Below are 21646 nucleotides of genomic sequence, written 5' to 3'. Positions count from 1 at the left end.
TTAACCGATTTGCTCGGTTTTTTGTTCCGGCGTTTTGGAACACGTGGCTTTTAAGGCCGTTTGCAACACGGGAATCTCGCGATAGCCGGGGATCCGCGTCAACGTGTCTTCGATAAAAAAGCTCGCCGACGCCAACCAGCGTAAGACTTGTTGCCCATTGGTCCAATGTTTGACATTTTGCGCATGGGTCCGAAATTGACTGTTGATGGATTCCATGGCATTGGTGTTCGCCAACGTTTGGCGTAAGAGGCCCGGCAGGCCCAATCGATGGACGGTTAACGTTTCCGCCAGTCCTTCCCGGAGACTCCCAGCGGCGCCGGGATGATCCCGTTCGAGCTCTTTCGCGAGCGCTTCTAATGCCTGCGCGGCCCTGTCCGCATCCGGTTCTTGATACGCTTTCCGTAAGCGCTGGCGGACCCGATTTTCGGCCGATTTCGGCAGGTGGTCGAGCACATTCCGTTGCTTGTGGATTTGGCAGCGTTGGATGAGGACTTGGTCTCCCCAGACGTCGTGCACGGCTTTGGCTAAGGCCTTGGCCCCATCGATGACCACGAGTAATCCCTGCGCGGCCGTCAGGCCGCGAGTGATGAGATCCTGCAATAAGGCCATGACTACGGTATGATTTTCTGTCGCCCCTTCGACCAATCCCAAGACACGCTTGTGACCGTCCGCATCAATCCCTAAGGCGCCCACCACCAGATGGTCCGCTACACGCAAACCATCGATCATCACCACCACCCACGTCCGGTCATCCAACCGGCGCTGGAGAAAGCGGTCAAGGGCCTGTTGGGTGGCTTGGATAAAGCGGCGGCTCACCGTGCTTTTGCTGGGGCCTGGCTGCTCCATCGCGGCTTCAAAGGCTGCATCGGCATGGCGCTGTTGGCGGCTCGCTAAGCCATACAGCATGCGTTCCAGTACGGCTTGTGTCGCCAGCGTCGGGTCCTGAAACTGATGGTAGGTGTCTAACGGAATTTCCTCCGAGCCATCAGCGGCCCGCACCCGGGGGTGCGGAACGGAGATTTTGCGATCCCCCAAAAAGACGCTGCCGACTTCGGTCCCGTGTCGGACCGCTTGGCGTTGCGGATCATGACGGCCTTTAGGCCCTGCCAACTGCTCCACCTCGGCCGCCATCATCTGTTGCAAAACCTGCAATCCGACCCGGATCGACAGCGCCAATAACCCGTCTTCGGCATCCTGGAGGATGTCCACCCACGGCACCGTCACCGACTGTTCGGGAAGCGATTTTTTCTTTATACTGGTAGTCACTAGCGATTCCTCCTCAAGATGGGTTCAGACCTCTCTAGTAAACCAGAGAGCCATCAGGATCGCTAGTTTCAATTTCCACGAAAAATGGGGCATTCTCGCCTTAATGAGTGCCTATCGCGACTCCATTGGGGTGCCTGGGCACACGAGTGCGCGCGCCCAGTTAGCCGCGTACTTGGGGCATTGGCGCGCGGCGTGCGCCGCGCTCGCGGCCACAGAAGCCGCTCAGCAGGAATTGGTGGCCTCAGTGCCAGGAGCGGACGCTTTGCAGGCGATTCCGGGCTTTGGTCCGGTGGTCATGGCGACACTGTTGGGCGAATTGGGGAACTTGGCGGATTATGCCCATCCTCAGCAGGCGGTACGGATGGCTGGTCTAAACGTGGTGTCCGACAACTCCGGAAAGTATCAGGGGAAGACCCATCTGGCTAAGCGTGGGCGGCCGCAAGTCCGGCAGATGTTATATCAAGCCGCGTTGGTGGCCATTGCCCACGACGGTCCCGCACGGGCGCGCTATCGGGAACTCCAGGAGCACCTGGCGCCGAAAGCCGCGTTGATGGCGCTGGCCTGTAAACTTTTGCGGATCGCGTGGGCCTGTTTACGGCACCAGGTCCATTACGATGCCGGGCGAGCCTTTTCCCGGTCCACGGCCGCTGCCGCAGCGTAAGTGACGAGGACGTCCCGGGACGTTTGGGGCGAGGGAGAGGATCCCTACCATTCGGGCATGTGTGCGCTCTTTCGTAGTGAGCCACACGAGACCCTGCGCAAAAGATTCTGCTCCCCTCGTCTGCACCAGGGAACGACATCATCCTGAACAGAGGACGATTCGGGCTCAGACCCTGCAATCCATTGGTAGGCTTCGTGAGGTCGTTCATCACGTGTCGACGGTCGCAAAGGTCCCGGGATTAACAAAAAACTATGAGAACACGAGGATTTACACAAAAAACTAAGGTAGGTAGGGATACAGACGTATAGTATCTTCATGCACGGAAATACGCTCTTCGCCTATATGGAAGTGAATGATTTCACTGAAGCCATGCGAATTTTGTCTAACCATCCTGCCAATAAAAAATGGCAGGAGTATATGGCTGACATTCTAATGACCGACGAGCAGGGACATTCAATGCAGGTCATTCCTGAAGTATTTCATTTTCATGCTTAGTTCTGAACATCAAACTAAACGGCATACGTCTTTCTTGTATGCCGTTTTAGATTTTCTCTTATTAGCACAATACTATGCCGTTATTTCGCACGAAGCCGTTGTCTTCTCGAAGGCTGATCCACCCACAGCAGTTCTTGGGTATACAGTTGTGTCGTGACGAAGATCCGCGAAAATCACCTGCCCTGGCTGGGACCAGTATGTGGCTGATTGAACGGCGCGACCCGAGCGCATTCGGCACTGATATGAGCAGGTTACTCCGTATTGGTAGGCACCATAACCTCCGACTGTCTCCCCTGCCCCGTTCGCATTCCTAATCGCCAGTTAGGGGATCTGGATCAAAAAGACGTGCTAATGCATCTTCTCATTCACGAACTTTAAGCATACCTCGCCCCACTATCGGCCCCCTCTCGCCACGGAGCGGCGGGGAAATTCTCTCAAACCACAAGAAACGGCCGACCGCTTTCGTAAGGCTTCAAGATTCAGTTCATCACGAATAAAAGGCGCAATTATGTCATCCTAAACGCGAAAGAGGCTCAAGGAGGTGGTTCACGTGACGTGGTCGCCGTACGCGGTGAGCGGGGGCGTGCCAGCTAGTCGGTCACCAGGAAGTGATCGCCCGAGAAATGGCACTGTACGATTACGCGGCGTGTCGGGCCCCGATCGGACAGGAACAGGAATCGGGTTTCGTTGTAGCTCTGATAAAATGCGTAGCCAAACATTGGTCAAAGCGCACAACGCCTCATGATGGCTACCGGCGACGCCTTCGAGCCCCGAGCGAATCATCTGCTGGGTCAGAACTTCATCAATCCGCGTCCATTGCCCATGCCTCATACCCGGGTCACGGTTGGTTGCCCTCGTACCAGCCCAACCGGACCAACATCGCGCATCGAGGCGATCGGGTCGCGAGGGCTGGAAGCCATGCCCGGGATGGTGACCATCCTGTGACTGTAAGGTGGACCCCATTGTCAAGACAGATTTTTGACCCCCAAAGTGTGAGATGGGCCTCCTTCCTTTGGGTCTTCATCGGAACCATTACCCTCCTGTTTGGCGAGGGCCGTTGTCGGCCCGTCGACAAACAGGAGGCCCAGCCCGTAGGGCTGTCTGTGGGGGATTCAATCCCGGGCAACATCACTCCCGGTCGAGGGACGGGAGGGGCGAATACCAGGCCGCGGGTGGCGTGTAGCCCAAGGATTGATGCAGCCGGTGATAGTTATAGAACGTAAAGTATCGGCTCAAGCCCGATCGGGCTTCCCGGGGTGAACGGTAATCGTGTAGATACACCTCTTCATACTTCACACTGCGCCACAGCCGTTCCGTCAATACATTGTCCAACGCCCGCTCCGCGGCCGTGAGCACAAAGGGCAGTTCCAAGGTTTCGGAGAGTTCCCACGCCACGACAAACCGTGAATACCAATCCATAATGGCCACCAGGTATAGCCAACCATGCACCATCCGGATATAGGTCACGTCAATCCCCCACACATGATTGGGGTACGCCGGCGTGACGCCTTTCAATAAATACGGATACACCGGGTGCTGGGGATGTCGGGTGCTGGTCTGGGGCCCCGGAGCGAGCCCCCAGATCCCCATCTCCCGCATGGTGCGCTGCACGCGTTTGCGGTTTACGGCGTAACCCTCGTGGTTCAACTGAGCCGTCATCCGCCGGGACCCGTAAAACGGTCGATCGGTGTAAATTTCATCGATGCGATGCTTCAGAGCGATCTCCTCGGCATCCGGCCCGACGGGCCGGTAATAGAGGCTCGAGCGGTTGAGGCTTAACAACGCGGCTTGCGTCGTCAACGGGAGCGGATACGCTCCCCGATCCAACAAGGTCATCCGTTCATCGCGGGTCAGGGTCGAGGCCAGATTTTTTTTTGAGCCACTCGACTTGTGTGGTCAGTTTGCCGATTTCCGCATAAAGCTCGGTCAGCTGTTGTTGGTGGGCTTGGGCCTGTTGTTGGAGCGCTTGGGACTCGGTAAATAACTGCGGAAAGTTCTCGAGCGCCTGGCGCTTCCAGCGATGCAATTGACTGGGATGAATGCCGTATTCGGCGGCAATCTGGCTGACGGTTTTTTCTTCCTTGAGCATTTCGAGCACCACTGGACTTTTGAAGGTGGCAGAATGCCGTTTTTGTTTCGCCATCATATGTCCAGTGTAACACTTGACGGCCTCCAAAATTGTCTAGTTTTTGGGGACCACTATACATCGCCTTTCATGCCGCAGACATCCCGTATCTCGTCACCATTTTGCAAAGCTTTCCCGCTGAATCCCGGAATTCATCTTTCTCGCTCACATCGTGACTCAAGAGGTGATCATGTTGCGTTTGTGTTCTCTCATCCTCATTGACCGCAAACCCGCGCTTATCCGCGCCTGGCATCGGGTGTTCGATGGAATTCCTAATATCGCCATTCGGCATCAGGCGCATGGCGAGCTTCTCATCGGGCAAGCCCTGATCGTTCCCACACCGCACACGCCCTACACCCATTTGATTATCGCGCCCACCATGCGGACGCCGCGGCCCGTTCGGAGCACGCTGCACGCCTATCTGGCCTTTCGCGGCCTGCTCTTGGCCCTGGCCGAGTGGAATGCCCAACACCCGTCCGATTCGGTGACGCGATGCACCTGTCCCGGTCTCGGCACCGGGATTGGCCGTCTTTCGGCGGATCGTGCGGCGCAGCAAATGCGCGCGGCTTGGGATACCGTGCAGCAGGGACCGCCCGCCGCTTTTCCGTCGCTGCGGACCTTATCTGCGCAAGAAGATCAATGGCGCTACGGCTGGCTTGGCTATCTGTTTTATCATTAATCCCACTGATCTCAGAAAGGTCGATACCTGATGATTCAATCTTCGCATTTACTCCTAATGTTGCTCATCAGTATTGTGGGACTTCTCGTCGTCCACGAATTGGCGCATAGTCTCGTCGCCCGTTCCTATGGCGGTCGGATTTTGCACGCTGTTTGGGATCTCCGGCATGGACGCATTGGTGTGGCGTTAGATGTTACAGGACTAACGCCCTCGCAAATCCGGCAAACCTTGATTGCCGCGCCGATTGCCGAAGGCGTGTGGATGTGTCTTATGCTCTGGTGGCATCCCACCTTAGCGGTGTGGTGGCGGTGGATTCTGCCCGTCCATTGGGGCCTTAACGCGTTTCCGATCGGTGCAACCGATGGGGCTCAGTGGTGGCGATTGTGGCGGCACTCCCCTCATTCACCGCACGGATCCGTCCCTGTGCTCGCGCGGTCGCGTTGATGGGGCGGAGATCCCTGTCGTTCCCGGGCCATCTTGTGTTCGTTCTTTTATCAGAAGAGAGGATCCGACACCCTTTCGTTTTCCCTAATCCGGTTTCCGGCCACCTCGCATTTCAATCAAAAACTCACCAGCTTGCAATACGGGTATTGGAGCACCTTAATGGTGATTATCGTCGGGTTTTTCATCCTGTTTCTGTCCCACCACTAGCCCTATTGATCTGTATGACGGTCTGCGACGGCCCTCCACCACATGGTATTTCGTTCCTCTGCCAGAACACGCTGTGTGCTCTACTCCGGCCTCGCGGCCGTGTTTATCACACGGCAGACTCAATTTACTCTCAGCAGCAGGAGTGATGCTTGCGTGAAAGCTTACCACGGATTTCGCACAACCCAGGGCCCTATCGTCCACATTGTCGTCGACGGACACATTCTCGGCGATCTCCCTCATCTCGTGCGGCATAGCCCCACGGGCTTTGAATGGGGCTACGGCGGATCCGGTCCCGCCGATTTGGCGTATGCGCTCTTAGCGGATGCCGTTGATACGGCAACAGCCGATCAGCTCTATCAAGATTTTAAGTGGGCCTTTGTCGCCCATTTTGCCGACACATGGACGCTCTCGACCCACGCCATCCATACGTGGGTCGCCACCGTGTCCCACGCCTCCCGTTCCTAAGTCCTGCCGATCCTCTCCGGACCGGCTCTCCTCTGTTCTCATTCGTCATTATCCTGAAAGGAGTCTTCATCATGACCTATCTCCTCAATGCCTTTTCCCTCAACATGCTCGCTCACTTTCCCGTTAGTCTGCATATCGACGCCATACCGCTGGAAACGGCCCGCGAACTGCTCACCCGACCGGTTATCGAAAGCGCTGTGGGGCACGCCGAAACCGCGGCGATCTTTTCCCAACTGCTCGGAATTCCCGTGCCTGTCCAACGTCGCACGGTGACGCTCCAATCCGGCGATCTCGCGATCATCGGCCAATACCGCGGCCCCCGCCTGCCCGAAGGAGCCACCACGTTGCCGGCCGACGCGACCATTGCCTGGTATCGTGTCACGATTCTTTAACAGATTATCGCCTCACCGCACACTCAGACCCTTATAGCGTTTTGATCCGTATTCGATCCCCATTGCCGCACCCTGCTTGGGCCCGACAACCCATTACTCGTGTTCTCAACCCATATTTCTGTCACTTTGGTTGATCTCCAAAAAGGGGGCGTTATTTTATGGTGTTACCTCGTGTAATCATTGAACAACGATTGGCGCATACCCGTCATCATGCAGGTCTTACGCAACAGCACGTGGCAGCCTATTGAGATCTCAAACGCGAACAAGTCTCTTATATTGAGACAGGACAACGGCCAATAGATATTCCCACATTGCAACGCTTGGCTGACCTCTATGGGGTTGAGTTGAGCTATTTTCTCCAAGACGATCCGATATCCGAGCCGGAGAGCACCCCAGCCGTTATAGCAGCATTCCATACCGCCCAGATCACGTCGAAGGATCTCGAAACCATTCGTTGGGTTAACCGCCTGACTATAAATCTGGATGCCTTAAATCGGCTTTTGGACGAGGATAGGGAGTCAGTATGACACAGATTTTTCATAATGACGACACAGAAAGGTCTCTCGAGTTCCCATCATCGTCAGCATTTTCGCCAGCGTTCCCGCCGGCGGCTGACGCAATGCGGAATCTCTCATGGCGCAGGTGGCGAGATGACACCGTGGGACACAGCGGCCCTACGTTCGAAATAGGTAACTGGTTAGGTACCCAGTTCGATTTAAGAGATCAGGGGATGCCCAGAGGGGCGAGCGGAGCCGCGTGAACCAGAGGATGGCAAGGCCATCCCCGAAGACGTTCAACGTGGGTCGCGTCGGGGCTTAGCGGGTTGTGGGCATCCAAGGCATGCCGCCCAAGACGGAGCGTAGTGCTGCTAACAGGGGTTGTCCTTGTTTCTTGGCCGTGCTGAGGTAGCCGCGAACGGTGGCAAACGCGGTGGCACCGTCCGTCGTGCGAAACGTCCCGGACACTTTTTGCCGCACCTTGACCATGCGTAAATCGCGTTCTGCTAAATTGTTGTCAAAGGGCACCGAGAGGTCATGGACGAAGAGAAGGGCTTCCGTCCGATGCTGATCGAGCCGTTCCAGGAGATTGCGCGTCTTCGTTTGTTTGGGGCGCCGCCGGCGCCCCGGAGCGGGATGATTGGCGGGATTTTGGCGCAGGCCTTCGCGTACGAGTACGTCATAGCGGGTCAACAGTTGAACTCGGAGCCCTGAGTTCAGCTCCGCCCGGCCAGCAGCCCGGGCCGCGTCTGTCGCCGTCTTCATTTGACCCAAGAGTGTCAGCAACTCACCCGCCCAGTCTTGGTGGACCGCTTCCTGGGCTGCAATGAGCTCTCGCTCGTGATGCGCATTACACAACGCATGTTGCCCGGGGTAGGCGCGATACGTCGCCCATCCATCATGCTGGGTCGTCCCGATCCGATGCGGCAAAATATCCATCGCATCGACGGCGTCCTTGCCCCGTTTGGCATGGGCAAATAAATACGTCAGCCCGGGCGTGGACACGGTGTGGAACCACTGCAAGATGCTCTCCACGCGCATGCCCGTTTCGTCGGTATTCACCCGGGGGGCGTCTTGTAGGGCCACCCGCACGGTCTCCATCACGGGTTCCAGGCGGGCAGCCACCCGGCGCCAGCTCCGCATCACGGGGCCCGTACTCAACGGCAACTGCCAGAGGTCTCGAAAGAGTTCCCGCAGGCGTGCGAGAGGCCCCAATTGATAATAATGGAGATAGGCCGTTAGGGCGAGGATGCCGGGCCCATATTGGACCGGCGCCTGAACCTCGGGCGGAAAGGTGGCCCGCGCCCGCGTGCCACAGCTGGGACAGATTTTTACTTCCGCTTGATGTTCGGTCACCACGATCGGCTGCTCCGGGAGGTCCCACACTTGCCGCCGCTGTACCGCCACCGGCGGAGTCTCCGTCAGGTCCTCTCCGCAGGGGTCACAGTGGTCCACAGGATACCGAATCTCATCGTCCGGCACCTCGCGTTGGAAGAGCGTCGTGCCCGGATGGCCCCGCTCGCGGCCGGGCTTCTTCCCCGTTCGTTGACGCCGACTTTTGGGGGCGGGTTTCTGATACCCGTCGCTGGAGGGGGCTTCGAGCTATTGCGGCTATTTTGTCCCAACTGTTGACGCAGTTGATTGACGGGGTCTTGCAACTGCGCGATTTGCTGACTCATGGCCTGAAAGAGGGCCAAGAGCCCGTCCAGCCCGGCTTGTTGGGAGTACGCCTCAAAGCGCTCGCGATCCATTCCCTCGATCAGCGAGGCCTGAAAGCCCGCGCCTGCATCCGATTCCGATCTTGATGACATGGAAGATCACCTCACCCACCTTGATGTCCCTACTCTATCAGGTGGGCCGGCCCACGTCCAGCCCGTACTACTAATATAATTTCAAAATTTTTCTTACCGGTGCCGGAGGAAGGTACCTAACCAGTTACCTTTTGTGTATTCTTGGGGGGTGTAAGTGGTCATGTCGCGTGGGCGATCGGTGATTTTCGGGGCAGACACGTTGACGCGGATCCCCGGCTATCGCGAGATTCCCGTGTTGCAAACGGCCTTAAAAGCCACGTGTCCAAAAAAACCGGAACAAAAAACCGAGCAAATCGGTTAAATCACGAGAAAGGATGCGCTAGCGAAATTCCACGAAGCTTGGGACAACCTCGAGGTGCCTCCCTTTATTCCAACTGTAGATTTTGTTCGGGGTTATTGTGATGGGCACTCGGCAATTCGTTTGTATTCATCTACCAGGAGTCATGAATTGGTCCGAATGACCATTTCTGGATCCATGGTTCCACAAGTACATGACTTTTTAATTACTATGGGTGCTAGTAACACTCGTGTCATCAAAGAAGGGACAACGCTGAGAATGCACATCAACGCTAGGAGCCTTCGCCGGATACGAGAGCAGCTATATCCTTCCGGATGTGTTTGTAACGCACGTAAACGGATTATGGTCTACCGGGCATAAATAAGATTGTAGTTACTACACCGAAGCTGGATCATTTTAATTACGTTGCGGCTGTCAATAATGATCCGGCCTCTGGCATAGTTGGGGCCGCGTCACCTTTTAAAACCGGCCCGGGTCACTTTCCCAGATTCGGCTACATAGTTTAGTAAGCTATCATAAGGCGGTGTTGCCACTGCCCTACGTCACGGTAGGTTCGCGCCCGTAGCCCGACTTTCGATTTTCCAGTTGCATTTTATCCACATGATAGGAGATTTTTGACAAAAAAGAACTCATAAACCCGCATTAGACCGTTAAATGTTGCGATTGTAGTGACCAAAACCCGTTTCCATGGAATATCGTTCCATTTGACAAATGTGTTAGGACTGTTGACACTGGTTATGGCTTCATTTTCTCGTCCTCGTACTGGAAAATCCTCACTTGTAGTGTCCGAAAAAAATCAACTTTCCTTGTACAGCAAGGCTGGAGAACACCTAAAATCGAAAGTTGGGGTAGTTCTGGACGGGGGGGTTCGCACGGCATGACTGCCGACAGCTTTCAAGTCACAGCCCGTTACCTGAAGATGAATTTCAGATTTCATGATTGTTTAATTCGCCATTTTATTACCAAAACACACTTTGATGGCAAGAGGATAGTCCTTTCTCATTAAAAGGAATGTTGTATGATCTTAGCCTTGACTGTGGCCTGGATCGATCTAGATAATTGCAACACGGGTTCGGTTGGATTGATGTAGAATTCATGCACCCACGATTGCAAGCCTTACCCCTGAACCGGAAGCAGCTACGGATATTCGGCCCTCACATCAAATCTATTATAAATAGAGTGAAACGAAAGGTGCGTCGGGAAGTCAGGGAATTCATCATAACTTGAACAAGCAGCGCACAAAGCAACTCGATAGTTTTGAGATACACGGTATCTCTTACAAAGGAAGTTACTGGCGATTTCCTCATGCCGGTCGAGGATCGTGATTGTATCATTGCTGCATAACTTTACAGAAAATGAGTCAAAAGATTTGAACATACCTTTTCCCAAAGCCTTAACATAACTTTCCTTCGCGATCCACAAATCACAAAAATAATCGTATAAATCATATCCCTCTTTTTGAAGAGCGCCAATCATTTCTCGTTCCGACAAGCAAGTGGTGACAAAATCTATGTCAACGGCTTTGACCTGTTCTACATCGATACCAATCTCTTTGTCATGTGTGGCACACACAACTAACTGTCCAGAATGGGAAACGCTGAACTGAAAGTCTGGGTGTTCGCGCCAAAATGGCTTTCCGTATGAATTACGTTCAAATTTCAACTCTTGGTTTGACACCTTGAACTTTTCACAAATGATGACTCGGATCAAGAGATCGCCTGTGAGACACCGAAAAGCATCACCGATATGGCGAAAACTCTCGACTTTAGCCTGCTGCTCAGGCGAAATATAGGGCAATGAATTTGCGATGATGCGTTGATCCAAAAGATCCGGCAATTGAACAACGAAATATTCCATCAACTCTTTCCCCACTTGTTTCTCGTCGCATGAGCGGCGGTATTTAGTTTGAATCCAGTTAATTCCATTGTTTCGGGATGTGCCTTTCAGTACGAGCCACCGAACCATTTCACGACCAACAGCACGTGGGTTAATCTCCGTTCCCTAGGTTGCGGAGTTTGCAGAGACGTGAGGGGAAATTGTGATTTGTCGGGGTTTCAGTTAGAAATAAAACCACCCGTCATCAGCACGAATGACGTTGACTTCATAGTGAGAAAGATCCCCGATCTTGCCTGTACCGTCGATGACTATATCTGCGTTTCTATGAGGCCTTTGAACATTAATATATTTTTCCTCCTCTGGACGATATTGGTTCTCCCATGCCTGCCTGTTTCCAGCCCCGTTTTTCTCACGTTGAATAACTCGTTCAAGACAAACCTGTGTAGGACTGTGCACCCAAAAGCGAGCATCATAAAAAGACATCAATTCGTTTCTCACCGAAAAACAACCTTCGACGATGACGATTCCACCTGCAGGTACATCGTGCCATTCTGCCAAGTTATCGGCTTCCCAATCATAACGCTGATATCTACCGGTTTCGTTTCTATTTAGAGGCGCCAGCACCTGTTCAAGTAACCTTTTCCAATCGAAATTCCCCCCAACTTCCTCATGATGGATAGTGCGTTCCATTGAAGGCCGGTAGAAGTCGTCCATTTGGACGATCGTTACTCCGTTATCCAACTCCTTCAGCTTTAAGGCTATTGAGCTTTTACCAGAGGCGCTCGGGCCGTCAATCCCAACGATTAACGTACTTCGATTCCTTGGGATTGCCCGCAGTCTCGACATTACTTGCATCAGTGATACGACCATTTGTTGCCTCTCCCTGTACACTCGAATTATCGCTGGTCCCTTTCACTTAAGAGGAATTCCAGCTCGACAGATCCTTATTAATTAATGGGCCCAATTTCTCTAAATTGTCTCTAAAATAACTCCTAAGGTACTCGCGTGTTTCTGGCTTCATGACGACAGGTTTCACGTTCGCCCTCTCAAATGCCTCGTACTGTGTTTCAGATACCACCACTTCAAGTAGTTTGTTTAATATTGGAGTTGAGCGCATTTTATTTATTAGTTTGAGTCTGAAAGTCGGGATTCCGCTGACATTGTATCGAGTCTCACTCTCCACAGGTTCAAACTCGAGACCCAACCAAGTAAAAATGTCTTCCAGAACTCGCTTTTGGTCATGTTCAAATTCGTCGGTCAGAATGACTTTCGCCTTCGAGTCAAAAACGTCAAGGTAGGTTTTAACACTCTCGTAGTACAAACCTACATCTTTAAACCGCCAAATAGTCCCCCAGTTCGCTTTGATTCTCTCTTCTTCCAACGCCAAACTTTCCTCAAAGGACAACTTTTCCCTCCCGTCTCGCAACACGTGCTTATAGCTCGAAAAAGCCCGATCAATAGGATTCCTTAAGATAATTAATATTTTCGCATCGTTGTTAAACTCATAGATATCGCGCGCGCAAGCGTTATAATAAAGATGTTCAACCGTCGCATCAAGCAGGTACTTTTCGTTTTGGGCTTCGGAGTACAGCTTAAGGTAGCACTCAAGATTGAAAATTGGTTTAGTAGTTCCAGGCGGTCCACCGACAGGATACACTCTATGCTTTGTAGGAAAATAATGGGGTTCCTTAACCTTCATGAAAATTTGTGAGTGTCTTGCTAGCGCATATGCCAAGCTTGTTGTGGCTGATTTTGCAGCCCCAACGATGAACAAATTGGGTTTGGCTAGACCTGTTTCACTCATTCGTCCTCCCTCCTCCCAAAAGGCCATTCGCATGGGGCTGGTCGGATGCAAGCTTTGAGTTTCTTAAAAACTCAGTAAGCATCTCACCGAGGATAATGACATTCGGATAAGTTACCAATGTCAGATGGTTCCCCGGCAATTTCATGACATTTACCTTTCCTTCGGTTCTATCGTTCCAAGCAGCGGGGTCAACCAATGTGCCGTTGTACGGCGGCGGCATAGGCTCAGAAGAAACGTAAAGATTGATGTTGGACTTTATTTTTCCAGATGTACGGTGCCGAGAGAGCGCTCGATCCAAGTTCACGACAATGTCGGCCATATGTTTGAAAAGCTCTAATCCTAACGACTGTGGAACGATGTTTTGGGACTTCGCCTCCTCCAATGCATGAATAAATGCTTCATCCTCATTCATTCGCAACAGAGCATCGCGGTCGATACCATGCCAATCAAAAGAATCAAGCAACTGAATCAGTCTCGGCTCGGATTCCGGCTCACTCGGCGCACTAGGCGGCGTATCCAGTATAACTAAAAAAACCTCACGTTCCCCCATACACTCCAATTGCTTAGTCATCTCGTATGCAATTATTCCGCCTAGAGACCATCCGAGGACGATGTACGGACCACGAGGGAAAATAGTCTTTAGCTCCTGCACATACTTTTCTGCAATGCTTTCAATAGTTTCTGAACTCAGTGATTTTAGGCCGGTTGCTTGAAAGCCATATACGGGATGCCCAGCGACTCCCAAAATCATTGCCAGATGAGCGTAGGGTGATACGTATCCGTCCAAAGGATGTACTAAAAAAACCGGTGCGTAATTTCTGCCTCGAGCCATCCTAACAACGATCCTGTCGATCGCAATGTTTTTTCCGCTTAAGATGTCACACAGCCCTTGTGGGGAAGGAGTTTGGAAAAACAATTCCATGGGTAATGAAATTTTGAACTCCTGTATTACCCTGTTTATAAGCTGTACAGCCTTCCGTGAGTCACCACCTAGACTGAAAAAGTTATCGTTCAAGTCAACAGGTTCAACAGCAAGGACTTCTGAAAATATCTTGCACACTTTTTCCGTCTTTGGATTTGCCACCTCAAGCCCCCCTTAGAATGCCTAGGAACCTCCACTCCTTGAGGACATTCCAAAATATTACGCCCATTCAGATCCTTCTCAATCATCGCACAACTACAGGTGTATCTCAAGGATGATGGTGGTTCTATTGTAATATAATTCAACTAACTATTTGGGAACATTGTCTTTAAGGCGCATACCTATAGGTCATCAGGTGTGTCATCAGGTTTCTTCAGAGCGAGCATTGCTGAAAGCCATGGTTTCACCTTCAGCACGTTAACATGTCCATCTGGATACCCAGAACACCCATCAACTATCATATCGGCTCGGTGTTGTGGCATCTCTGTTCGAACGTAATGATCTTCCGCCGGGATCCATACACTTTCCCACATGAATCGAGAAGATTCTCCATCTCTCCTTAAACCCCGAGATAGCCGGACGGAGTGCGGAGCTTCGACCCAGATTGTCATATCATAGAACTGGCTCAACCGAGTTTGAGAAGAAAAAACGCCCTCGATAATTACGACATGATTGGCCCGCACATCGTGCCATTCAGCCATGTCCTCTAAATCCCAATCGTATCGTTGGTATGTCCCGTTCTGGCTATTATGGAGAGGAATCAAAACCTGTTGTTCGAGCCGACGCCAATCAAAATATTGACCTATGGTTGCGTTAGAATGATCCTGGGCATGCGGTGGCAGATAAAAGTCGTCGATTGAAACAAGGCTGATCTCCTGGGATACCTGTGCCAATGACAGAGCCAAAGTCGACTTGCCCGAGCCACCGTACCCATCAATTGAAATAAGCAATTTCCCCTTTTTGCTGCGCATGATTTCAAAGCATCGCGCCAAATGGTCAATTGTGATCCTCATTGGGAATCTGCACCTCCCCAAACGATTTTTGTATCTGTCTAAGTCCATATGGCGAGCCAACCTCCCACGAGCGCTTCGATACCCAGCAAGTAGACAGAAGGTTGTGTTGAATTAAGTCCCGAAAGAATGCTTCTTCGTCAAAATGTCTGACCGTAAGATGGTCTCGGCGTAATACCCAAAAACCAATATCGACGAATTGTCCTCGAAATGCCTGGTTCTTGGAATACACTATGTGAGAGCCCAACACCGACACATTTCCACGCTGCCCGGGTACGTCCAAGGCATCGGATATGTACATAATAGATTTCCCCTTGGAAATTTCTCTCCGACCAGCATCCAAGAGTTCTTGCAGGGGGACTTGCGGCAACACGTCGCCCAACAGTATCCCAAACGAATCCTCCTTTGGGCGCGCGTGTACCAATGCTGCGATCACTCCTCTGGGCTTCTCAACAGTTGACGAATAACGAAAACTATAGGTCGACAATTTGCGCTGTATGGCTTCGTACCCATGACCAAGACAAAAATGTACTGGTGTCTGCCCCAACCAAGCCAGCTGCAGGTCCAAAAGAGTTCTTTGTGCATCCACATAGCAAAGAGATTTCGGTGTGTCTCCTAATATGGTTCGCATTCTAGTACCATACCCGCCACATACAACGTAAACCTTCATTAGTATGCCCCTTCATTGAGTCCCGCGCCGTCATTAAGAAACTGTTCTACCGTATGTCTGGTGTACTTATGATCTGCCATTTTTGCCAGTAAGTCGGGTGGTATCGTTATAATGTCGGAACCACTTACGGCAACCCGTTGAATGTCGATGAGACTTCGAATGCTGGCGGATATAATTTTTGTTTTCAATTCCCACCGGTCCAACCAATTCCTTAAGCATCGTACTACTTCTTCTCCCGGTTGTCCCTCATCGGCTATTCGGCCAACCATAATGCTGACGTAGGACGCTCCGGCCCGGGTGGCCAAAACAGCCTGATTGAACGTTAAGCATGCGGTACAGTTAACCGTTACCCCTTTGTCTGACAGCCTCTTAATGGCAACTAGTGAAGGGACTCCCGCCCGATCGACAATCGGGACTTTCACCACAACATTTGTAGCAATTTCTGATAGGGATAGGCCTTGACGAACGATGTCTTCCTGGTCGTCACTCAGAACTTCCGCGCTCAATGGGAAAGGAGCAATATAGTCAGCAATTTCAGCAATTCTTTCCCGGATGTTTCGTACTCCCTGGCGCAACATGATAGTGGGATTGGTAGTCACGCCATCTATTACTCCAGTTGGAAACCACATCTTGATATCTTGCAAATTTGCACTATCTAAAAAGATCTTCATTTTGTGTTCTCCTCTCTATAATTTGTATTGCCTCCAACAGGTCACTCGCTACCATGTCTGAAAGTTCGGCGGCACGTTCGTCGTTGCCAACCGAAACCGTCGTGCATCCAGCACTTCTGCCCGCCAAGATATCCACGTCACGATCTCCAACCAAATATGATCGACTTAGGTCGATATTCATATCTGAGGCCGCTTCTACTAAGAGACCGGGGTTCGGTTTACGACACCTACATTTCATCCGGTATTGTTCAAGTACAGCATCAGGGTGATGCAGACAATATCTAACTTCATCGATCCGCGCACCCTGTTGTAATAGTTGGCGTATCATAAGATCAGTAATCTCGGCAAATTTGTCCAATGTTAGCGTGTTTTTCGCCACCCCTGGCTGATTAGAAACGACAACAACCTTAAAACCAAGATTATTCAACTGTCGAATGGCCGGGGCAGCCCATGGAAAGAGACTGAACTCTCCGGTAGTCATAGGACTATCAAACGTGCTATCTCTTTTTACTAAACGGTTTATCACTCCATCTCTATCCAAAAACGCAGCTACTGCCATTCTTGCTCAGACCTTTGATTGGTGGCCTTGTGTTGCTCCCAAGTCATTTGGTTAACCATTAAGTCGGGATGCGTGACTAACAAATGGAGTATCACAGCTTGAAACGACTCCGTTAGTGCCGTAATGAACAGCGGGTCTACTTCTGGTACGACAATGCAAGCATCTGCCAACGTAGCCGTCACTCCGCTTGAACGACCAACTATCCCTATTACTGTAGCTTCTACTGATTTAGCGTACTTAACGGCTTCACTAATTATAGTGCTGATTCTCGCACGGTCATCGCCTCCGCCCACCGACAAGACGAAGATACAATCGCGTTGGTTGAGGCGGCTTTCAATCAACCAGTTCTTAAACGCCAGATGCCACCCAGAGTCATTAATTTGGGCGGTGATCTCGGCCACATTATCCGAAGGGGAATACGACTCAATGCCCGCAGTCTTGCGAAAGTCTCCCACTGCATGACTAGCATGTGCTGCCCCTCCACCGACTCCGAGAAAAAAAACTCGGCCATTTTTACTACGCACTGCAAGGAGATACCGCACCATATTTTCAACTACATCCCGGTTGATTACCTGCGATATTAGAGAAACGTTGTTGAGATACCTGTCAGTATGCGTCATACTGCACCTCCTACTTGCTCAGCTTTGCACCAAAATTTCGGAGCCACTGGCATAAAAGTCGAAGTCGATGGGGATGAGCCCTTCCATCCGCATCTGATGATCTAAGTTTGGTTGTTTAGCGGGAGGGCATACGAATAAAAACATTCCACCTTCGCCGGCCCCCATTATCTTTCCTCCAACCGCCCCATGAGAGCGGGCAAGGTTGTACCACTTGTCGATTTCAGGAGGGTTGCGAGTCATTGATCTCTTAATCTCCCAGTGTTCATGCATCAAGCGCCCCAATTGCAAAGTATCGTTTTTCTCAAGCACAGAAATAATTTCCCGTCCGATTAATTTAATTTCGTGCAATTTCTCAACTTGGGTCCGGTGGTCAGACGTGGAAAGTCTTGCGACACGCTCTAGAACGGGAGCGCTGTTTCTGCGAATTCCGGTATAATACATGACGAGATAATTTCTCAAAGACTTAAGAGATTCAGGAGGCATAGAGATGACCCGAACCGATACGTGGCCTTCTCGATCAATGCAAAAATGCCTTACACCCCCGAATGCCGCAATATATTGATCCTGTTTGCCCACAGGGCGCCGCAATCGATGCATTTCAATTTCGCAGGAAGATTCCGCCAAGTCTACCGGTGCCCAAGAATCTCCGTGTAATGTACTTAAAGCATTAATGAACCCGACTATAAAAGATCCCGAGCTACCCAGCCCAGTCCCGGATGGGATGTCCGAAAACGAGTGAATGCCCACTTTGACGGTAGGAAACAACTCCAGAACGGCACGGTGAATGCCTTCAGGAATATCGGCTATCTGTTCATAGTCGCTAACAGTAGCGTCCTCATAAATCCTAAAAGTATTTGCCCCAATTTCGCTAGTAACTGCTACGTAGATGAATTTGTTTATGGCTACACTTATGAACTCGGCACCATAACTCTCATAGTAAAAAGGAAGGTCGGTTCCTCCACCACCGAGAGGAAGCCTCAAGGGGGTCTTGCTAATAACGGATGCCATTCTGATCACCTCCTACTTTAATGTGGATTCTTCATCAAGTTGGCGTATAGCTAATTGTATGGCTTCGTCGGACAACATGGATGGCTCCCAACCTGTATTCCTTATTTTCGTTACATCGAGGATAATATGGGGTTGGTCCCCAGCTTTGCCGGAAGAATCAGACTCGATTTTCATGCTAGGTATATGTAGATGCATTTGAACAAACTTAGCTATAGATAAAACATCTGTCGACGTGCCCGTGGCTAGGTTGTACACATCGCAGGGACGGTCGTCCGTCAAGTGAGAGATGTTCATCACGTGAAAGATGCCAGATATAACGTCCCTGACATGAACAAAACTCTTGCGCTGGTGCCCATCTCCTAAAATCTTTAACGAACTCGAATTTTCAGATAACTTAGAGAGAAAGTCAGAAATCACTCCACGTCCCATTCGGGAACCAACTACGTTTCCCAACCGGAATATCAGAGACCGAAGTCCAAATAGACGCGAATAGGAGCCAATAAACGCTTCTGCAGCGACCTTACTCGCACCGAAGATAGAAACGGGAAGTAGAGGACCAGAGCTTTCGGATGCGGCACTATCGATCAACCCGTACACCGCGCTGGAAGATAAAAAGACCAAATTGTTTGTTCCGCTGGTCCTTAAGGTTTCGAGTAAATTCAGAGTTCCCCGCAATCCCGACTGGTAATCTAAAGTTGTATCCGCGATTCCCTTGGCAATATCCGAATTGGCAGCACAATGAAAAACCACATCCTTTCCTTGAACTACCTGGTGGAGAGTTGACTCGTCCAATAAGGACCCAGACACCAATTCCAGATGCGGACTATCGTGATGACACTCCAAGTTTCTACGGGAACCGGAGGAAAAATCGTCGTAAACCCAGACTTGGAAATTCCGGTTAAGAAGCTCGTCTACGAGATGGCTGCCGATGAATCCGGCCCCTCCTGTAACAACGGCCGTCTTCATTGGTATCATTCTTCTCCCTCCAATTTTCGTACCGAAACGCCGGTCATCCAACCTTCCGGAATACTTTCACCTTTGTCGCATATGGCTAGGTATCTATTAATTAATTGGGATGTTATCGGGCCAACTTGGGATTTTAACGGGTAAAAATCTACTTGGGCCACGGGTTGTATCTCAGATAAAGTTCCACATAGGAATATCTCGTCGGCTACATACAACTCCGTCCGAGCTATTTCTCTTTCGACGACTCGAACGCCCATTTGCTCAAGAAGTTGCATCACATACGTTCTGGTCAAGCTTTCGAGAATGTCCGAATATAAAGGAGGAGTGTAAGCGACTCCGCTCTTGATGACAAACACGCTTGCTCCCGAGGCCTCCGCCACGGTTCCTCTCTCATTAAGCAACAGGGCTTCGTCATACCCCAATCGTTGGGCTTCGATTCTTGGGAGCCTGAACGTCATATATGAACTGCCAGCTTTAATTCGGGGCGACATCGAATTCTCTTGCGATCGCCTCCAACTACTAACGCAACACGTAATGCCTCGGTCCATGGTATCTGAGTGCCCTACCGGAAAGGCAACGATGTAAGCGCCTGTCTCGGTGCTTTCTGGATCGTAGCCGTATCGTCCTGCGTCAATATAAATGGTTGGCCTGACCCACAAGTGCTCGCGAAAATCAAGGGCTTTGACTAGTTCCATGATTCCTTCCTTAAGTTCGGATACCCGATAAGGAACTGGAATCTGCAGAAGAGCAGCGGATTCGTAAAGTCGTGCAAGGTGTTCGTCTACCCCAAGGAGATTGTAAGTCGCCGATTCCGCAAGCCAGAAGGCCCGAATACCGTCAAATACGTTGGCACCCCTTTTGGCAACTTCTGACCATATGTGGACTTTTGCGTTAGGCCATTTAGTCAATTTTCCGTTAAACCATAGGTACTCCGGTGTAATTTCTTGGACCATCCAACTCACCTCCACAAGTTTCCTTATCACAATTTTAACATTAAGCACTATCGAGACCATTGCGTTTGCTCATGAAAATGTGCACTGCTGCAATTGTCGTCGCGTCTATCACTCTACCCTTATCAATAAAAGCATCAAATTCTAACGGATTAAGCCATTCTACATTGAATTCGGGCTGATATAGTCGACCACAGTGATTGGCAATGTTTACGAAACAAAGATGTCCGCTTGCCTGACACCAGTCTGCTGCCTCGTAAATTTGGACATTGGCGTCAAGCACAGCACTCGCAGGCACCAAAACCCCGGTTTCTTCAACGAGTTCTCGGATGGCAGCGGTGGTTGGTGATTCCCCGTCTTCGAGCTCGCCTTGAGGAAGTTCAAGGCTTGACCTATTGGCTGCAAACCTGTGTTGGTTCACAAAAAGTAATTGTCCTAAGTGATTATACGCACAAATAACAACAAAGCTGCGTCGCGACACTAGTATGAAAGGTTCGTTAGGCTCTCCGTTGTTTCTTACGGGGACACTCATAACCGTAGCGTGAGAATTCTTTAGAACAGTGTTCTCAGGTCCGTCTCTAGTAATCATAAGTGCCTCGAAATATAGAATGTGGGCGGAAACCGATAATTTGCCTTACTTCGAGCAGAGACGAAACTCGCAAGTCGAACAAAGGGCAATCTTGGTAAACGTCCATGGGATCTACGAGGATGGACACTCCAAACCCAAGTTGCTGAGGAGCCCAGACCTCCTCCGGAGAATCGCCAACATAACAACACTGCTGCGCATCTACATCTAGTAATCGAAGGGCTTCGCGATACACGCGAAAATCAGGCTTTTCGATGCCTACTACAGCCGAGTCAACAACTACGTCGAAGAAATCTCGCAACCCATACTTAATTAATGTCGCTTCAGTGTCTCCCGTCCCATTAGACAAAGCACCTACTTTTATGTTTTCTAAACGCAGATACTGCAGCAAGGGAATGGCATAACCATCTAACTCCCCCCATACGCTTTCGGATTCACGTTCCATATGTTCCCAGACACGCAGGGAATCTGATTTGTCAAGCCCGATATGTTTTCCCCACACGACGGCATACGGTTCGTCTTGACGCAGCCGTAAAGGATCGTTCGGTTGAAAGATTTCGTGATCTGCAAATGAAAACGCTTTGCGACAGAGGGGAGCAGGCACATGCTTGCCCGTTGTATCGAACAAAATTTGAGATATACGATTGCCGTCAGGGTGGATAAGAACATTCCCAATGTCGAAAATTATTCCGTATAGAAACATC

Annotated in this window: 25 protein-coding genes and 2 pseudogenes; 8 read left to right on the top strand and 19 right to left on the bottom strand. The window is 50.9% G+C overall.

Translation table 11 applies throughout. The annotated features are described in order from the left end of the window. A complete protein-coding gene (locus tag B8987_RS17990; RefSeq protein ID WP_084661984.1) occupies positions 1–1266 on the bottom strand; it encodes an IS256 family transposase in 1266 nt (421 codons plus the stop codon). Positions 1267–1369: 103 nt separating this feature from the next. On the opposite strand from B8987_RS17990, the gene B8987_RS17985 reads away from it, so the two are divergent. Continuing rightward, entirely contained in the window at positions 1370–1927 is a 558-nt protein-coding gene (locus B8987_RS17985) for a transposase (protein WP_242940714.1), read from the top strand. Positions 1928–2221: 294 nt separating this feature from the next. Further along, complete coding sequence (locus B8987_RS20300; protein ID WP_423219110.1) at positions 2222–2422, top strand: L-rhamnose mutarotase; 201 nt, start codon at positions 2222–2224, stop codon at positions 2420–2422. Positions 2423–2968: 546 nt separating this feature from the next. On the opposite strand, the gene B8987_RS17975 is transcribed toward B8987_RS20300, so the two are convergent. Together B8987_RS17975 and B8987_RS17970 are read right to left on the bottom strand one after the other, a co-directional pair. Continuing rightward, a complete protein-coding gene (locus tag B8987_RS17975; protein ID WP_020374161.1) occupies positions 2969–3391 on the bottom strand; it encodes a hypothetical protein in 423 nt (140 codons plus the stop codon). Between the two features lie 159 nt (positions 3392–3550). Beyond that, positions 3551–4565, bottom strand: a pseudogene (locus B8987_RS17970) (IS3 family transposase). Positions 4566–4737: 172 nt separating this feature from the next. Here B8987_RS17970 and B8987_RS17965 point away from each other — a divergent pair. From B8987_RS17965 to B8987_RS20295, 5 genes and pseudogenes are all read left to right on the top strand, one after another. Then, positions 4738–5226, top strand: coding sequence for a macro domain-containing protein (locus tag B8987_RS17965; protein ID WP_020374163.1), 489 nt, complete (start codon positions 4738–4740; stop codon positions 5224–5226). Between the two features lie 30 nt (positions 5227–5256). Next, complete coding sequence (locus B8987_RS17960; RefSeq protein ID WP_020374164.1) at positions 5257–5670, top strand: zinc metalloprotease; 414 nt, start codon at positions 5257–5259, stop codon at positions 5668–5670. A 360-nt stretch (positions 5671–6030) separates the two neighbouring features. Continuing rightward, on the top strand, positions 6031–6342 hold the full coding sequence (locus B8987_RS17955) for a DUF6166 domain-containing protein (protein WP_020374165.1): 312 nt from the start codon (positions 6031–6033) through the stop codon (positions 6340–6342). Between the two features lie 71 nt (positions 6343–6413). Beyond that, a complete protein-coding gene (locus B8987_RS17950) occupies positions 6414–6734 on the top strand; it encodes an STIV orfB116 family protein (protein WP_020374166.1) in 321 nt (106 codons plus the stop codon). A 263-nt stretch (positions 6735–6997) separates the two neighbouring features. After that, positions 6998–7261 (top strand): annotated as a pseudogene (locus B8987_RS20295) (helix-turn-helix domain-containing protein); the annotation flags it as partial. A 288-nt stretch (positions 7262–7549) separates the two neighbouring features. On the opposite strand, the gene tnpC reads toward B8987_RS20295, so the two are convergent. Both tnpC and B8987_RS19480 read right to left on the bottom strand, forming a co-directional pair. Next, entirely contained in the window at positions 7550–8713 is a 1164-nt protein-coding gene (gene tnpC, locus B8987_RS17935; RefSeq protein WP_081503207.1) for an IS66 family transposase, read from the bottom strand. Then, on the bottom strand, positions 8653–9042 hold the full coding sequence (locus B8987_RS19480; RefSeq protein WP_026040577.1) for a DUF6444 domain-containing protein: 390 nt from the start codon (positions 9040–9042) through the stop codon (positions 8653–8655). Before B8987_RS19480 ends, tnpC begins: the two co-directional genes overlap by 61 nt. Before the next feature lie 160 nt (positions 9043–9202). Here B8987_RS19480 and B8987_RS19790 point away from each other — a divergent pair, with 160 nt between their 5' ends. Beyond that, positions 9203–9343 (top strand): hypothetical protein, encoded by a 141-nt coding sequence (locus B8987_RS19790; protein WP_176213280.1) that lies wholly within the window; start codon positions 9203–9205, stop codon positions 9341–9343. A gap of 1134 nt (positions 9344–10477) precedes the next feature. Here the strand turns inward: B8987_RS19790 and B8987_RS17925 are convergent. The 14 genes from B8987_RS17925 to B8987_RS17860 all read right to left on the bottom strand — a co-directional run bounded on the left by B8987_RS17925 (position 10478) and on the right by B8987_RS17860 (position 21645). After that, a complete protein-coding gene (locus tag B8987_RS17925) occupies positions 10478–11212 on the bottom strand; it encodes a 4'-phosphopantetheinyl transferase family protein (RefSeq protein ID WP_157782290.1) in 735 nt (244 codons plus the stop codon). A 186-nt stretch (positions 11213–11398) separates the two neighbouring features. After that, positions 11399–12046 carry a uridine kinase family protein gene (locus B8987_RS17920; protein WP_020374138.1) on the bottom strand — a complete coding sequence of 216 codons (648 nt, stop codon included), beginning with the start codon at positions 12044–12046 and terminating at the stop codon, positions 11399–11401. Between the two features lie 46 nt (positions 12047–12092). Beyond that, complete coding sequence (locus tag B8987_RS17915) at positions 12093–12980, bottom strand: sulfotransferase family protein (RefSeq protein ID WP_020373381.1); 888 nt, start codon at positions 12978–12980, stop codon at positions 12093–12095. Next, the gene (locus B8987_RS17910) at positions 12973–14064 is read right to left on the bottom strand and encodes a thioesterase domain-containing protein (protein WP_084661980.1); all 1092 of its coding nucleotides are present in this window, start codon (positions 14062–14064) and stop codon (positions 12973–12975) included. The genes B8987_RS17915 and B8987_RS17910 overlap by 8 nt, the downstream gene beginning before the upstream one ends. A 179-nt stretch (positions 14065–14243) precedes the next feature. Further along, positions 14244–14915 (bottom strand): uridine kinase family protein, encoded by a 672-nt coding sequence (locus B8987_RS17905; protein ID WP_020373383.1) that lies wholly within the window; start codon positions 14913–14915, stop codon positions 14244–14246. Then, on the bottom strand, positions 14899–15213 hold the full coding sequence (locus tag B8987_RS19785) for a hypothetical protein (RefSeq protein ID WP_157782291.1): 315 nt from the start codon (positions 15211–15213) through the stop codon (positions 14899–14901). The genes B8987_RS17905 and B8987_RS19785 overlap by 17 nt, the downstream gene beginning before the upstream one ends. A gap of 368 nt (positions 15214–15581) precedes the next feature. Continuing rightward, the gene (locus tag B8987_RS17895; protein ID WP_020373385.1) at positions 15582–16253 is read right to left on the bottom strand and encodes a transaldolase family protein; all 672 of its coding nucleotides are present in this window, start codon (positions 16251–16253) and stop codon (positions 15582–15584) included. After that, positions 16234–16812 carry a D-glycero-alpha-D-manno-heptose-1,7-bisphosphate 7-phosphatase gene (locus tag B8987_RS17890; RefSeq protein ID WP_020373386.1) on the bottom strand — a complete coding sequence of 193 codons (579 nt, stop codon included), beginning with the start codon at positions 16810–16812 and terminating at the stop codon, positions 16234–16236. The genes B8987_RS17895 and B8987_RS17890 overlap by 20 nt, the downstream gene beginning before the upstream one ends. Continuing rightward, a complete protein-coding gene (locus B8987_RS17885) occupies positions 16803–17357 on the bottom strand; it encodes a phosphoheptose isomerase family protein (RefSeq protein ID WP_242823914.1) in 555 nt (184 codons plus the stop codon). Before B8987_RS17885 ends, B8987_RS17890 begins: the two co-directional genes overlap by 10 nt. Positions 17358–17450: 93 nt before the next feature. Further along, the gene (locus tag B8987_RS17880; RefSeq protein ID WP_020373388.1) at positions 17451–18440 is read right to left on the bottom strand and encodes a GHMP family kinase ATP-binding protein; all 990 of its coding nucleotides are present in this window, start codon (positions 18438–18440) and stop codon (positions 17451–17453) included. Between the two features lie 12 nt (positions 18441–18452). Next, positions 18453–19415 carry an NAD-dependent epimerase/dehydratase family protein gene (locus B8987_RS17875; RefSeq protein ID WP_020373389.1) on the bottom strand — a complete coding sequence of 321 codons (963 nt, stop codon included), beginning with the start codon at positions 19413–19415 and terminating at the stop codon, positions 18453–18455. Then, entirely contained in the window at positions 19412–20359 is a 948-nt protein-coding gene (gene ilvE, locus B8987_RS17870; protein WP_157782293.1) for a branched-chain-amino-acid transaminase, read from the bottom strand. Before ilvE ends, B8987_RS17875 begins: the two co-directional genes overlap by 4 nt. A 40-nt stretch (positions 20360–20399) precedes the next feature. Then, on the bottom strand, positions 20400–20888 hold the full coding sequence (locus tag B8987_RS17865; RefSeq protein ID WP_278244801.1) for an NUDIX hydrolase: 489 nt from the start codon (positions 20886–20888) through the stop codon (positions 20400–20402). 46 nt (positions 20889–20934) lie between these two features. Further along, positions 20935–21645, bottom strand: coding sequence for an HAD family hydrolase (locus B8987_RS17860; RefSeq protein WP_020373392.1), 711 nt, complete (start codon positions 21643–21645; stop codon positions 20935–20937). Between the last annotated feature and the right edge of the window lies 1 nt (position 21646).

Source organism: Sulfobacillus thermosulfidooxidans DSM 9293, assembly GCF_900176145.1.
In the GTDB taxonomy this organism is placed as follows: domain Bacteria; phylum Bacillota; class Sulfobacillia; order Sulfobacillales; family Sulfobacillaceae; genus Sulfobacillus; species Sulfobacillus thermosulfidooxidans.
Note: the sequence above shows the minus strand (reverse complement) of the source record. Positions and strands in the feature narration are given on the sequence as shown.

Bases quoted from the DNA above. Each gene is read 5' to 3' on its own strand.
- B8987_RS17985 (WP_242940714.1), top strand. From the start codon at position 1,370: ATGAGTGCCTATCGCGACTCCATTGGGGTGCCTGGGCACACGAGTGCG.
- B8987_RS17965 (WP_020374163.1), top strand. From the start codon at position 4,738: ATGTTGCGTTTGTGTTCTCTCATCCTCATTGACCGCAAACCCGCGCTT.
- B8987_RS17960 (WP_020374164.1), top strand. From the start codon at position 5,257: ATGATTCAATCTTCGCATTTACTCCTAATGTTGCTCATCAGTATTGTG.
- B8987_RS17950 (WP_020374166.1), top strand. From the start codon at position 6,414: ATGACCTATCTCCTCAATGCCTTTTCCCTCAACATGCTCGCTCACTTT.
- B8987_RS19480 (WP_026040577.1), bottom strand. From the start codon at position 9,042: ATGTCATCAAGATCGGAATCGGATGCAGGCGCGGGCTTTCAGGCCTCG.
- B8987_RS19790 (WP_176213280.1), top strand. From the start codon at position 9,203: ATGTCGCGTGGGCGATCGGTGATTTTCGGGGCAGACACGTTGACGCGG.
- B8987_RS17920 (WP_020374138.1), bottom strand. From the start codon at position 12,046: ATGGTCGTATCACTGATGCAAGTAATGTCGAGACTGCGGGCAATCCCA.
- B8987_RS17915 (WP_020373381.1), bottom strand. From the start codon at position 12,980: ATGAGTGAAACAGGTCTAGCCAAACCCAATTTGTTCATCGTTGGGGCT.
- B8987_RS17905 (WP_020373383.1), bottom strand. From the start codon at position 14,915: ATGAGGATCACAATTGACCATTTGGCGCGATGCTTTGAAATCATGCGC.
- B8987_RS19785 (WP_157782291.1), bottom strand. From the start codon at position 15,213: ATGTACATATCCGATGCCTTGGACGTACCCGGGCAGCGTGGAAATGTG.
- B8987_RS17895 (WP_020373385.1), bottom strand. From the start codon at position 16,253: ATGAAGATCTTTTTAGATAGTGCAAATTTGCAAGATATCAAGATGTGG.
- B8987_RS17890 (WP_020373386.1), bottom strand. From the start codon at position 16,812: ATGGCAGTAGCTGCGTTTTTGGATAGAGATGGAGTGATAAACCGTTTA.
- B8987_RS17885 (WP_242823914.1), bottom strand. From the start codon at position 17,357: ATGGTGCGGTATCTCCTTGCAGTGCGTAGTAAAAATGGCCGAGTTTTT.
- B8987_RS17880 (WP_020373388.1), bottom strand. From the start codon at position 18,440: ATGGCATCCGTTATTAGCAAGACCCCCTTGAGGCTTCCTCTCGGTGGT.
- B8987_RS17875 (WP_020373389.1), bottom strand. From the start codon at position 19,415: ATGATACCAATGAAGACGGCCGTTGTTACAGGAGGGGCCGGATTCATC.
- ilvE (WP_157782293.1), bottom strand. From the start codon at position 20,359: ATGGTCCAAGAAATTACACCGGAGTACCTATGGTTTAACGGAAAATTG.
- B8987_RS17865 (WP_278244801.1), bottom strand. From the start codon at position 20,888: ATGAGTGTCCCCGTAAGAAACAACGGAGAGCCTAACGAACCTTTCATA.
- B8987_RS17860 (WP_020373392.1), bottom strand. From the start codon at position 21,645: ATGTTTCTATACGGAATAATTTTCGACATTGGGAATGTTCTTATCCAC.